Below are 13158 nucleotides of genomic sequence, written 5' to 3'. Positions count from 1 at the left end.
AGGGGGCAACCCAGTTCACATATAATCCGCAGAAAGCAGCAACAGAATCGCTGCTTGGCCCATTCGCGCTTACAACAATGTTATTAGATGACAGAAAACATCTATGTTTTCAATGTTCTTTGCAGATTTGTAACTTACTTCTGTCGAAACTGTCTCAATATGAAAAAAGCCCGCCTCTCAAAGAGCGCGGGCTTTCTTACCATTCTTAAACTGTTCCCGTTGGATTCAGTCGTCTTTTTTCTTCAGCGCTTCGCCGAGAATATCACCGAGGCTTGCACCGCTATCGGTGGAACCAAATTGCTCTACAGCCTGCTTCTCTTCTGCCAGCTGATGCGCCTTGATGGAGAAATTCGGCTTTTTGCTGCGATCAAAGCCAGTAACCATCGCGTCGATTTTCTGGCCAACCTGGAAACGATCAGGACGTTGCTCGTCACGATCACGTCCAAGATCAGTACGTTTGATAAAGCCGGTTGCGCCATCGTCACCCACTTGCACTTCAAGGCCGCCATCGCGCACGTCAAGAACGGTAACCGTTTCAACCGAACCACGCTTCATGCCGCCGGTGTCAGCGCCTCCCATTGCAGGCGCGCCTTTTTCAAGCTGCTTCATGCCGAGTGAAATACGCTCTTTCTCAACATCAATATCAAGAACGATCGCTTTAACTTGCTCGCCTTTGTGATGTAGGTTTAGAGCGTCTTCGCCGGAGATGCCCCATGCGATGTCAGACATGTGAACCATGCCATCAACGTCGCCGTCCAGCCCGATGAACAAACCAAATTCGGTTGCGTTCTTGACTTCGCCTTCAACCGTTGCGCCAACAGGATGGGTATCAGCAAAATCGGTCCATGGGTTGGATTGAGCCTGTTTCAGACCCAAAGAAATGCGGCGTTTCTCGGTATCGACTTCCAGTACGATCACTTCTACTTCCTGCGAAGTGGAGACAATCTTGCCCGGGTGGACGTTTTTCTTGGTCCAGCTCATTTCGGAAACGTGGACCAGACCTTCAATGCCTGGCTCCAGTTCAACAAATGCGCCATATTCAGTGATGTTGGTGACCGAACCGTTCAGCTTGGTGCCAACCGCATATTTCTCGGTAGCCGCATCCCAAGGATCGCTCTCGAGCTGTTTCATGCCGAGCGAGATACGCTGGGTGTCTTTGTTGATCTTGATGATCTGGACTGTCAGCGTATCGCCGATGTTGATCATCTCGCTTGGGTGATTGACGCGCTTGTAGCTGAGATCAGTTACGTGAAGCAGGCCATCGATGCCGCCAAGATCAACGAAAGCACCATAGTCGGTGATGTTTTTCACAACGCCTTCGGTGACTTGACCTTCAGCCAGCGACTCAATCAGACCCGAACGCTGTTCGGCACGGGTTTCTTCAAGGATAGCCCGGCGCGAAACAACAATGTTGCCGCGCTTGCGGTCCATTTTCAGAATCTGGAATGGCTGCGAAATATCCATCAGCGGGGTGACGTCGCGCACGGGGCGGACATCGACCTGACTGCCGGGAAGGAAAGCTACAGCGCCGTCGAGATCGACGGTGAAGCCGCCTTTGACGCGTCCGAAGATCACACCGTCAACGCGATTGCCTTCATCATGTTCTTTTTCAAGCTTGTCCCAGCTGGCTTCGCGGCGGGCGCGATCCCGGGATAGCATGGCTTCGCCGTTTACGTTTTCGATGCGATCGACGTAAACTTCGACTTCGTCACCAACAGAAAGTTCAGCTTTTTTGCCAGGCGCTGCGAATTCACGCAGGGCCACGCGGCCTTCTGATTTCAATCCTACATCGATGACAGCCATGTCATTTTCGATGCCGACGACGGTGCCTTTGACCACGCGGCCTTCAAAGCCTTGATCTTCACCGCCTAATGATTCGTTTAATAGTGCCGCGAAATCGTCGCGGCTTGGGAATGCCGTTGAGGCCATATAATGTTTCCTTAGTAATCTATTTTTCGGGCCAAGCGGTTGGTTCCGCTGGTCTTGGACCAAAACTACGACCGCCACCGGATATGACCGCCGTATCCGTCAGGAAACTGCCAAAAACTGGATAAATACAATAAAGGCAAAAATAGCAAAAACGACGCTAAAGCCAGAGTGGTTGTTCACCATTCCGTATTGCGCATCTGATTATTTGCTATGCCGGATCTTTGTCGCGCCGGCCGCCCATCTTTGCATTCACCAAGGCAATCGCCTGCTGAACGGCTGCGTCTATAGTGAGTTCTGTTGTATCTAGCAAGTCCGCATCTGCGGCGGGTTTCAGAGGCGCAGTGGCGCGGTTTTGATCACGATCATCGCGTCGCAGGATGTCAGCGAGAATATCATCAAAATTCACCTGCTCTCCGCTGCAAATCATCTCTTCAAAACGTCGGACCGCGCGCGCCTCTGGAGAGGCTGTCACAAACAGCTTCACATCCGCATTGGGGGCGATAACAGTACCAATGTCGCGGCCGTCAAGAACAGCACCTCCGGCTTGGCAGGCAAAATCCCGCTGGCGTTGGTCCAGTGCGCTGCGGACCGCAGGATGCACGGAAATCTTGCTGGCATAACCGCCAATGTCTTCGTTGCGCAGAGCAGGATCGCGCAAAAGATCGTCGTCGAAGATGCAGCCTTTGAGAGCGTCAGCCTCGATATCGGGATTGCCACCGATTTGTTTTACCGTCCAGCCGACCGCGCGGTAAAGGAGGCCAGTATCCATCAAGGGTAATTTGAAATGTTCCGCGAGTTCTCGTGAAATTGTGCCTTTTCCAGAAGCCGTGGGACCATCGACTGCTATGATCATTGGGGTTCCGCCTTTTGCCGATAAGCCTTCCACAGCCCTCCGATGGCGATGGCTATCCAGACAATTTCAAGCAGCAGAGATGCAAGATTAAAATGAACGAGCAGTGAAATTGTGAGCAAAATAGCGCCCAATAAATTCGTACCATTGTAGACATAAGCATCAACGGATTTTGCATACACGTTATAAGCATAGGCGAACACGATCAACATGCTCCCGAGTACACCGATAACATTGGCAGCAAAATCACCGATCATTGTGCTGAAAGTCCCAGAAAAATGTCACGAAACCCCGGAAAACTGGTCTCGACTGGACTCATGTCATCCACAGTTACGCCCGCCTTGGAGGTCAATCCTGCTACGGCAAAGCTCATTGCTATCCGGTGATCTAGCGCGGTCTTGATTGCCGGTTTGTTGCCGCCACCTGATAACGGCTTACCGTCGCTGCCTTGTATGACCAGACCATCTTCTTTCTCGGTCACATTAGCACCGAGCGATATGAGCCCTTCAGCCATTTGGCTGAGCCGGTCGGATTCTTTGACCCGTAGTTCGTGAAGCCCGCTTGTAGTCGTCGTGCCGGTTGCTAGTGCGGCGGCAATAAACAGGATCGGGAATTCATCGATCATACTTGGGGCGATATTGGCGGGCACGTCGATACCCTTCAAATCGCTATGCCTAACGTGAATATCTGCCACTGGTTCGCCGCCAACTCTTCGCTCATTTTCGAAAACAATATCGCCGCCCATTTTCTGGAGCACGCCAAACAATCCCGCCCGCGTTGGATTAATCCCGATATTCTCCACCACAATATCTGATTCTGGAATCAGCAAAGCTGCCACAACGGGGAACGCGGCAGAAGAGGGATCGCCGGGAACTTTGATGGACTGCGGCTTTAGCTCCGCTTCGCCGACCAATGAAATCGTTCGCACCCCATTGTCATCGACTTCCACCGACAAATCAGCGCCAAAACCTTTCAGCATGGTCTCGCTATGATCGCGCGTTGGTGTCGGTTCGATCACACGGGTTATGCCGGGAGTGTTTAGGCCAGCCAGAAGGATCGCAGATTTCACCTGTGCCGAGGCTACAGGGAGTCGGTATTCAAGTGGAATCGCCGGGCAAATGCCGCGAACCGTGAGTGGAAGGCAGGCCTTGTCATCCTGCATGCGCGCCTGAATATCCGCGCCCATCAAACCGAGCGGATCAATCACGCGGCCCATCGGGCGCCCTGACAGGCTGGCATCGCCGATGAACGTTGCGCTGATATCGTGCGAGGCGATCAAGCCCATCAGCAACCTTGTTGATGTACCGCTATTACCCATATCCAGCGCTGTTTCCGGTTGCATCAAACCGCCGACCCCCACACCATGGACGGTCCATGTGTCGCCGGTCTTTTCAATTTTTGCGCCCATCGCGCGCAGGGCCGCAGCAGTCGCAAGGACATCCTCGCCCTCCAGCAAGCCGTTAATCTCGCTTTTACCCACAGCCAATGTGGAGAATATAAGCGCGCGGTGCGAAATCGATTTGTCGCCAGGCACGGCAATCCGTCCGGTTAGCGGCCCAACCGGTTTGAAGTGCCCGGATTGAGCTTTATGGTGTTGTGGTGATTCCATGATTGTTTGTCGGTTTTTCCAGCGAGTAAGCACGTCTTAATAGTTAGGTGATTCGTGCAATGATTTGAAACGGCTTTTGACAGCGCGGCTTTGCTATGGCAAGGCGCGCCCAAATATCGCTGCAGATTCATTTGAAGGCTTGAATCAGTGGCGGATAAGATTACCTGAAACAGACCATATTAGATAGGATTTGGAACCAGCCATGGTGAAACCAGAATGGGGTACGAAAAGAAGCTGCCCGAAATGCGGAACACGTTTTTATGATTTGGGTAAGGAAGATCCAGTCGCCTGTATCGAATGCGGTGAAACATGGAATCCGGAGCCAGGCTTGAAATCCAAGCAACCGATGCCGTTTGAAGACACGCCGAAGAAAGACGCCAAGAAGGAAGAAGACACGGTTGATGATGATGATCTGGACGTCAACATTGATGACGATGATCCATCACCTGACAATGAAGTCGATCTGGGCGGTGATGATGATCTGGGCGTCAGCAAAGGCAAAGGCGACGACGAACCAGACGATACCTGATTTTTGATTTGCATTTGACAGCGCGCTTGGATTAAACGCTCGCTTCCGGATGCACTTCATCCAAATGGGGCCTTAGCTCAGCTGGGAGAGCGCTTCGCTGGCAGCGAAGAGGTCAGCGGTTCGATCCCGCTAGGCTCCACCAATTTTTCGGATCAAAGCCGATCCGGGGGACCGGCGACCGAAAAATTCCCGAGCGCAAGCGAAGAGTGTCGCACACCAATCTGCGTCAAGCATTTCTAATCATTTGATTCACCCAGAAACTCTCGTAAAACAATCAGATGAACCTTGACCAGAACCCCGCGCTCATCCCGTTCCGCGATAAAATCCGGAGCTATTTCGAAACCGAATATCCGCAGGATATTTTAGAAAAAGTCGCATCGGGCGCAAGCCTGACCACGGCAGAGGTGCGCCGCGCGGAAATGGCGCTGGGTGAAAAAGGCTGGCTGGCCAGTGCATGGCCCGAAGAACATGGCGGCCCTGGCTGGTCGATCGAAGAACAATATATTTTCGACGAAGAACTGGAACGTGCCGGTGCTCCGACCGTAACCCCGATGGGTGTCGTCTATGTCGGGCCGGTCATTTACACATTTGGTAGTGACGAGCAAAAGGCGCAGTGGCTCGTCGGCATCCGCGATGGCTCCGTCGGCTGGGCGCAGGGTTATAGTGAACCCGAAGCGGGTTCAGATTTGGCTGCGCTGCAATTTTCGGCGGTCCGCGATGGCGATGAATATATCCTCAACGGTACCAAAATATGGACATCTGCGGCCCAGCATGCAGACTGGATTTTCCTGCTGACGCGCACATCGAAGGAAGAGAAAAAACAGCAAGGTATCACCTTCATTTGCTGTCCGCTGGACGAGTCCGGCGTTACGGTGAAGCCAATTATCACCATCGATGGCAAATATTACCTAAGCCAATGTGAATTCGTCGATGTCCGCGTTCCGGCGACCAACCGGATAGGTGAGGAAGGCAAAGGGTGGTCGTACTCGCAGTATCTATTGGGCAATGAACGCACCTCCTATGCGCGGATTGGCGGCAAGCGTAAGCAGCTCGCTAACATCCGCGCCATCGCCTCGCGCATCCTCACCGGAGGGAATCAGCGACTTATTGACGACGAGTTTTTCGTGCAGCGGCTGAGTCAGGCGGAAATTCGACTAGACGCGCTGGAAATAACCACTTTACGCGTGCTGTCATCGGTCCGGGATGGTGGCTCACCGGGTAACGAAGCTTCAACGCTGAAGATCGTGGCTACCGACATCGCTCAGGAAATCACGACGTTGTTTCTTGAAGCGGCAGCCGAGCACGGCAACCGCAAATTTGAAGATAGCGTCAGCCCCGATTGGATTGGCGACAGCAGTTTCGCCGCTCCCGGCGTCGCCACCTATTTCGGTACCCGGGCCCAGAGTATTTACGGTGGGACAAACGAAATTCAACGGAATATTATCGCCAAGCGCGTTTTGGGACTGTAGGGCGCGTTCTTTCCGAGCTGAAAAGCGAGTATGACCCGACCTTCCGAAAAATTTGACGCGATAATCCTCGGCGCGGGTGGTGCTGGATTGATGTGTGCGGCTATTGCCGGTCAGCGCGGACGAAAAGTGCTGCTAATTGATCATGCTGACGAGCCTGGAAAGAAAATTCTGATTTCTGGCGGCGGGCGCTGTAACTTCACCAATATACATACTGCGCCAGACCGCTACATCTCGCAGAACAAGCATTTCGCGAAGTCAGCGCTCAGCCGATACACCGCCAATGACTTTATCGCGCTGGTCGATCGTCATGCGATTGACTGGCATGAAAAAACTCTTGGCCAGCTATTTTGCGATGGCTCTGCGAAACAGTTAGTCGCGATGCTGCTAAATGAGTGCCCGGCAGACACGGTAACTTTGTCTTTGGGAAAATCAATCACAGCGGTCAGCCATCGCGATGGTCAATATCGTGTTGAATATGGTGGTGAGGTTGCGACCGCCCCATCACTGGTGATCGCCACGGGAGGGCGATCCATTCCAAAAATGGGAGCAACGGGTTTCGCCTACGAACTGGCAAGGCAATTTGGCCTCAAGGTGGTGGAGCCTGTACCCGCATTGGTCCCGCTAACTCTGGGCGGTGAAGAAACACTGTTTCGTGAACTGTCCGGCGTTTCTGCGCCGATTGTTGCGCGTTGTGGAAAAACGCAGTTTCGAGAAGCGGCGTTGTTCACGCACAGAGGACTCTCCGGTCCGGCGATCCTGCAGATATCGTCCTATTGGAAACATGGCGAGGCGGTGACTGTCGATTTTATGCCGGACCTTTCTCCCGATTGGCTCTATCAAGCGAAGCAGCATTTGCCGCGTATCACTCTGAAAAAAGCGATTGGAACACATCTTCCAACGCGTTTGTCGGATGTTTTGATCGAACGGATCGCTTTGGAGGGCGAACTGGGCAATCTCGCCGACAAAAAACTGGAGGAAACGGCGCGGCGGCTTTCCCATTGGCGTTTCATGCCGAACGGAACGGAAGGTTTCGCCAAAGCCGAAGTGACCGCCGGCGGCATTAGTACCGCCGAATTATCATCCAAGAATATGGAAGCTAGGCAAATGCCCGGACTCTATGCTATTGGCGAAGCTGTAGATGTTACCGGCTGGCTCGGTGGCTATAATTTTCAATGGGCTTGGGCGAGCGGATACGCCGCTGGTCAAGCCCTATGATAAACAGATATATCAACAAAAACGGTATTTTACCACAGACCCAAGGCGAATGGCATTTCCTTGGCACCGCTAAACATTTTGCCATGGATACATACAGACATGCCTTTTTCGAATCTCCCCCCACTCATTGCTGAAGCGCTCGCAGCCCGCGAATATGATAAACCCACAGCCGTACAGGCCGCTGTAATGGCTCCAGAAACCGAAGGCCGCGATCTTATCGTGTCTGCGCAGACCGGTTCAGGCAAGACTGTTGCTTTTGGTTTGGCGATGGCGGCGCAACTTCTGGATGACAATGGCCGTTTCCCGTTTCTCGTTGAACCCCTGGCACTGGTGATTGCGCCAACACGCGAACTCGCGCTTCAGGTTAGTCGCGAGTTGAAATGGCTTTATGAGGGGGCTGGCGCACAGATTGCGACTTGTGTCGGCGGCATGGATGCGTCGAAAGAACGCCGTACGTTGCGGCATGGCGCGCATGTAATCGTAGGAACGCCCGGCCGCTTGCGCGACCATTTGGAGCGCGGCGCGCTCGACCTGTCCAAATTGCGTGCAGCCGTACTCGATGAGGCCGACGAGATGCTCGATATGGGCTTTCGGGAAGATCTCGAGGAAATTCTCGATGCGACAGGTGAAGAACGCCGGACGCTGATGTTCTCCGCGACGATTCCGAAACCGATCATCAATCTTGCCAAGCGTTACCAGAATGACGCGATGCGCATCTCCACGGTTGGTGAAGATCGCGGCCATGGTGATATTGCGTATCAGGCGATCACAGTTGCACCTGCTGATACCGAGAATGCGGTGGTCAATCTGCTGCGTTATCACGAAGCGGAGTCAGCGATGCTGTTTTGTGGAACACGGGAAGCCGTGCGCCGTTTGCATGCAAGTCTTGTGGATCGCGGTTTCAGCGCCGTTGCACTATCAGGCGAGCACACGCAGGCCGAGCGCAATCAGGCGATGCAGGCGCTCCGCAGCAAGAGAGCGCGCGTTTGTGTCGCGACTGATGTGGCGGCGCGTGGGCTTGATTTGCCAAGCTTGAGTTTGGTCATCCACGTGGAAATTCCGCGCGACGCGGAAGCATTGCAGCATCGCTCAGGGCGGACAGGCCGGGCCGGTAAAAAGGGCACGGCAGTTCTCATCGTGCCGTATCAGCGGCGCAAACGGATTGAATCCATGCTGCGCGGCGCAAAAATCAACGCGGAATGGAAAGATGCGCCGACGCGCGCAGATATTCGCAAAAATGACGCCGAACGACTGATTGAGACGTTGTTGCAGCCGGTTGAGATTGATGAGGATGATCTCGAGCTTGCCAAGCGCTTGATGGCTGAAAAGACGCCGGAAGAAATCGCGGCAATGCTGGTGCAATCACACCGGTCCAAAATGCCCGCCCCGGAACAAATGCTGGATCGCGGCACGCAATCGCAACCGTCGCCAGGCGGTCCGCGTCCCGGCTTTGAAGATACAGTCTGGTTCAAGATGAACGTGGGCCATAACCAGCGCGCTGATGCCCGCTGGATATTGCCGGTACTGTGCCGACGAGGTCATATCACCAAAAATGAAATCGGTGCAATCCGGATCAATGGCGATGATACGCTCTTTGAAATTCCGCGCCGGGTCGTAGATAAATTCACGGCTGCTGTTGCTGAGAAGCGCGAAAGCGGAGGCGATGATACCGATGATATCACAATCACCCAGTTTGAAGGCAAACCGCGCGATGAAGCGAAACGCAACCGCAAGGGTGGCGGGTCGAGAAACGGTCGCGGCGACAATGCTTCGGGTGGGCGCGATTATTCAAACGCCAGCAAAAAATATGGTGGCAAGAAATTTGGCAAGAAGAAATTCGGTGATAAAACGGGCGACAAACCCGGCCTTCGTGACTTTAGCGGTAAGTCAGATGGCAAAGACTTTGGCGGCAAAAAGAAATATGGCGGGAAATCGGACGCTGGGGGTGAAGGCGCTTACGTAAAGAGAAAACCATCTGGCGATGAAGACGGTTTCAAGAAGAAATCAGAATATAAAGGTGATCGCAAATCGGGCGCGCCTAAGGGAGATTTCAAGGGCGGCGGCAAGAAGCCACACCGCGGCAAGCGTCCCTTTGCTGGAAAACCGAAATCGGACTAAGTTTAGCCGATGAATGCTGAAATCCAGATATATGTCGATGCGGATGCCTGCCCGGTCAAAGATGAAATTTACCGGGTGGCATACCGTCTTGACGTGCCGGTAGTGATCGTCAGTAACAGTCATTTTCGGGTACCGGATCATCCGCTGGTAAGCCGGGTTGTGGTCAGCGAAGCTTTTGATGCAGCAGATGACTATATCGCTGAACGGGCAGTCCCGACGATGGTTGTGATTACCGGTGATATTTTGCTCGCCGAGCGTTGCGTGAAATTGGGCTCCCAGGTTCTTGCTCCCAATGGCAAGCCATTTACGCCGGATTCAATAGGCGCGGCGGTCGCAACCCGCGCGATCATGGCAGATTTGCGGGCAGGGATGGGGACCGAGAATATCGGAGGTCCACCGCCATTCAACAAATCGGATCGTTCGAACTTTCTATCGGCGCTGGATGAGGTTCTGATGCGGCTCAAGCGTCAACCGAGTCAGTAACAATCCTAATTGACAACGGCCTGGAATGTCAGCGCAAAAGACGCTGCTGGTCCTAGCGAAGCGGCCGTGGCGGTTAGTGTTGTCCCACTGATAGAAGCACCAAAGGGATCCGCTTCATCATTGGCCGGGCCTGCCAAATCATCGGTTGCATTGTCATCCTCGACCGCGGTCGCAGACCCGCAACCGGTTCCGCTGCGCATAGAACCCGGAGTGAATGTTACATCGCTCGGGATGTTGTCAGTCGCTGTAATGGACGTTGCGGTCGCGCTGCCCGAGTTGCTCATCAAAATGCAGTAGCGCACGGTCGCACCGGGAATGGCTTTTGGATTGGTCGCACCGTTGACCGGATCACTGTCGACGCTACTGATCTTGGTGACACTCAGCGTGGTTTGAGGCTGACAATATCGAAAATCATAAATGTTCATAAACTGGTTGCCAGGGTTAGTTGGCGCAGTTGTATGATTGCCGTAGACGAAGGTAACCGTGTCGACGGGCGACATAAACGTCACAACGACGTTGCCGTTGACCTGGTCGCCGCTGGAGCTGCCATCGCCGATAACGGTATTTCCGACTACATAGTTGGCAATATTGTTGGTCAAAATGGGAGTTACCGTTGCGCCATTATAACTTCCGGTAACGGTAACCTTGTCGGCCCAGCCATTAGTCCCGGCCCCGAAATCGACATCGAAAAGATGAAACTGCAACCCGGGCACTGCGGTTGGAAGCGTTACGACCGTGGTTGATGCATCGGACTGGTTATTGTTGTTCATATTGAGGAATAACGATTCCTGAGTAGTCCCGAACCCACCGGTGTTCGTGGTGTTTAGCGTAGGGCTGCCTGTGACGAACGCAACGTCGGTGGAAACAGCGTAGTTTACTGATCCCAACCCAGTGATGGAATAGCTGTTGTTCAGTGAACCAACGAGCCAACTCTTGCCATTCCAGTCGAACACGATTTGGTTGGAGGGCGGACAAACTGCATTGAAATTGGGGGGTGTGCCAGCGACGCGCGTGCCGGATACCGTGAAGCTGCGGGATGCATAATCGTCTTCGCTTGTGATGCCGTTATTTACGGTCGAGTCGATATCGGGATGCGATGAGGCTGTAATTTCAGCGATATTGGTTACGGTTGCACCAGATGTCGCATTAACTGTCGCGTTAATCGTGAGCGTTCTTGTTTGGTTTGGTGCAATCGACGGAACGACCCAGTTTCCAGTGCCTACGGTATATGTTCCGCCGCCAGCCGAGACGGTATGGCTCATATAAGTTGCCCCAGCCGGTAAAAGGTCTCTCACCACAACGCTCGTAGCAGTTTGGGGTGATGAGGCCGCATTATTGAGCGAGACGACATATTGGATGGCTGATCCGTTGGCAGGCGTGGCATTGTTTACAGTTTTCGAAAGCGACAAATCGGCATAGTTTGAGGGCAACTCGGTAATATAGAGATCGCCGCGCCGGAAAGAACCAATATCGGCACCTTGCTGGTCACAAATGCGCAGCGTCCAGGTCCCCAGCGCGTTTTGTCCGTCAAAAGCGGAAAGCGCTGCGGCAGGCGTTCTGTTACTACTGTAAAAAGGGGTGAGAACATCATCGGATGTGTGGCCGGCAATTGTCCCGTCCGGACCCTCATCGTTGAATCGCACATTCAGGTTATCGGCGCTACCGCCGACAAAATCCATCAGAGTGACGGTTGTGCCCAGCGGCGATGAAAGCGTAATCCGCAAATCCCGGCGCCAAGTGTGATCCATCAGGACACCAATATCCACATCTGCGACTGTGAAGCTGGTGCCTACCGTAAACGTTCGACTGACCGTCGCTGGGCAGGCATTGTCCGGAATAGCGACAGGAGAAGCGGGAACATTCGAATATTGGTTTACCGTTTGTGCCTGAGCCGGCGCAGAAATTGTCCCGAACGCTATAGCAATGAACACGCACAAAACTATGCGCATGGTCCATGCGAAATGAACTGCACTGTCAGCCTTATATTGAGAAGTCCCCGAAAACATGATTGTGCACTAGGTAAATAGGCTAAATTTTTGGTAAATTTTTCCGGAATCCACGCACGTATTTAAGATTTTACGCCGTGAAATCTGATATTTACGCTTGTTGAAATTTAGGTTTGTCCTAGCTTTTGGGGCCGTTCCAGTCACCGCGTCCTGCCATCCATAAGCTGATCGCCGCTACTGCCGCAGTATCCGCCCGCAAGATGCGGGGACCAAGCGATATTGGCACAGCTTGGGGCAGGGCGCGGATGATGTCACCTTCCTCATCCGAAAATCCACCTTCCGGACCAATAAGAATGGCAGCAGGCCCTTCATGCGCAACCAGCGCTTTGCGGAAGCTGCTTTCGCCGGTTTCATGCAAGCGCTCATCAGCGAAAAACAGATGACGATCCTCAGGCCAGTTCCCAACTACCGCCTCAAGTTTCGCTAGCGGCTCGAAGACGGGAAGCGCCGTCCGTTCACATTGTTCCGCCGCTTCGATCATATGTGCCCGCAGTTTGTCAGGTTTAATCTGGCTATTCTGGGTCCGCGCCGTTTGCACCGGGATAAGCTTTGCAATGCCCAATTCCGTTGCTTTTTCAGCGATCCAGTTAAAACGATCCTTTTTAATCGGCGCAGCGAGCAGCCAGAGATCAGGGACATTTTCGCGCTCCCGGGTCTTGCCATCGACGCGCAAAATGAGATCGCGTTTTCCCACAGAGGTAACATGTGCCAGATATTCACCCGTTCGATTGTCGAACAATTTCACTGGCTCGCCTTGCTGTATGCGCATGACCTTCAGCAGATAATGGGCGTGGCTGCCGTCGAGGCGAATTTCGGCGTTTTCTGATAGTTCGACGTCAACATAAAGGCGCGGCGCGCTGCGTGGGGGATAAGCAGGAGTGGCGGGCATTATGATCAATCCGGTTGCAAAATCTCGTCATCCTGAAAGTGTTTCGGGATGCCAACGGGAT

General features: G+C 53.3%; 11 protein-coding genes and 1 tRNA gene. 6 read left to right on the top strand and 6 right to left on the bottom strand.

The genetic code is table 11. The features are described 5' to 3' along the window. Nucleotides 1–225 precede the first annotated feature (225 nt). The 4 genes from rpsA to aroA all read right to left on the bottom strand — a co-directional run bounded on the left by rpsA (nucleotide 226) and on the right by aroA (nucleotide 4388). Nucleotides 226–1929 carry a 30S ribosomal protein S1 gene (gene rpsA, locus HF685_RS05860; RefSeq protein ID WP_168818703.1) on the bottom strand — a complete coding sequence of 568 codons (1704 nt, stop codon included), beginning with the start codon at nucleotides 1927–1929 and terminating at the stop codon, nucleotides 226–228. A gap of 208 nt (nucleotides 1930–2137) precedes the next feature. After that, entirely contained in the window at nucleotides 2138–2782 is a 645-nt protein-coding gene (locus tag HF685_RS05855; RefSeq protein WP_168818702.1) for a (d)CMP kinase, read from the bottom strand. Further along, the gene (locus HF685_RS05850; protein ID WP_168818701.1) at nucleotides 2779–3036 is read right to left on the bottom strand and encodes a CBU_0592 family membrane protein; all 258 of its coding nucleotides are present in this window, start codon (nucleotides 3034–3036) and stop codon (nucleotides 2779–2781) included. Before HF685_RS05850 ends, HF685_RS05855 begins: the two co-directional genes overlap by 4 nt. Further along, entirely contained in the window at nucleotides 3033–4388 is a 1356-nt protein-coding gene (aroA, locus tag HF685_RS05845; RefSeq protein ID WP_168818700.1) for a 3-phosphoshikimate 1-carboxyvinyltransferase, read from the bottom strand. The genes HF685_RS05850 and aroA overlap by 4 nt, the downstream gene beginning before the upstream one ends. A 202-nt stretch (nucleotides 4389–4590) precedes the next feature. Here aroA and HF685_RS05840 point away from each other — a divergent pair, with 202 nt between their 5' ends. The 6 genes from HF685_RS05840 (at nucleotide 4591) to HF685_RS05815 (ending at nucleotide 10202) form a co-directional block, all read left to right on the top strand. Next, nucleotides 4591–4917 carry a TIGR02300 family protein gene (locus HF685_RS05840; protein WP_168818699.1) on the top strand — a complete coding sequence of 109 codons (327 nt, stop codon included), beginning with the start codon at nucleotides 4591–4593 and terminating at the stop codon, nucleotides 4915–4917. A 66-nt stretch (nucleotides 4918–4983) separates the two neighbouring features. Further along, nucleotides 4984–5059: transfer RNA gene (locus HF685_RS05835), tRNA-Ala, on the top strand. A 136-nt stretch (nucleotides 5060–5195) separates the two neighbouring features. Continuing rightward, the gene (locus HF685_RS05830) at nucleotides 5196–6386 is read left to right on the top strand and encodes an acyl-CoA dehydrogenase family protein (protein WP_168818698.1); all 1191 of its coding nucleotides are present in this window, start codon (nucleotides 5196–5198) and stop codon (nucleotides 6384–6386) included. A gap of 30 nt (nucleotides 6387–6416) precedes the next feature. After that, nucleotides 6417–7601 carry a BaiN/RdsA family NAD(P)/FAD-dependent oxidoreductase gene (locus HF685_RS05825; RefSeq protein ID WP_168818697.1) on the top strand — a complete coding sequence of 395 codons (1185 nt, stop codon included), beginning with the start codon at nucleotides 6417–6419 and terminating at the stop codon, nucleotides 7599–7601. Nucleotides 7602–7700: 99 nt separating this feature from the next. Next, nucleotides 7701–9719 carry a DEAD/DEAH box helicase gene (locus tag HF685_RS05820; RefSeq protein ID WP_168818696.1) on the top strand — a complete coding sequence of 673 codons (2019 nt, stop codon included), beginning with the start codon at nucleotides 7701–7703 and terminating at the stop codon, nucleotides 9717–9719. 21 nt (nucleotides 9720–9740) lie between these two features. Then, complete coding sequence (locus HF685_RS05815) at nucleotides 9741–10202, top strand: YaiI/YqxD family protein (RefSeq protein WP_168821303.1); 462 nt, start codon at nucleotides 9741–9743, stop codon at nucleotides 10200–10202. A gap of 5 nt (nucleotides 10203–10207) precedes the next feature. Here the strand turns inward: HF685_RS05815 and HF685_RS05810 are convergent, their stop codons facing one another. Both HF685_RS05810 and HF685_RS05805 read right to left on the bottom strand, forming a co-directional pair. Then, on the bottom strand, nucleotides 10208–12151 hold the full coding sequence (locus tag HF685_RS05810; RefSeq protein ID WP_168818695.1) for a proprotein convertase P-domain-containing protein: 1944 nt from the start codon (nucleotides 12149–12151) through the stop codon (nucleotides 10208–10210). A gap of 175 nt (nucleotides 12152–12326) precedes the next feature. After that, complete coding sequence (locus HF685_RS05805; protein WP_168818694.1) at nucleotides 12327–13097, bottom strand: 16S rRNA (uracil(1498)-N(3))-methyltransferase; 771 nt, start codon at nucleotides 13095–13097, stop codon at nucleotides 12327–12329. Nucleotides 13098–13158 lie beyond the last annotated feature (61 nt).

This window comes from Parasphingorhabdus halotolerans (assembly GCF_012516475.1).
GTDB classification, from domain to species: domain Bacteria; phylum Pseudomonadota; class Alphaproteobacteria; order Sphingomonadales; family Sphingomonadaceae; genus Parasphingorhabdus; species Parasphingorhabdus halotolerans.
Note: the sequence above shows the minus strand (reverse complement) of the source record. Positions and strands in the feature narration are given on the sequence as shown.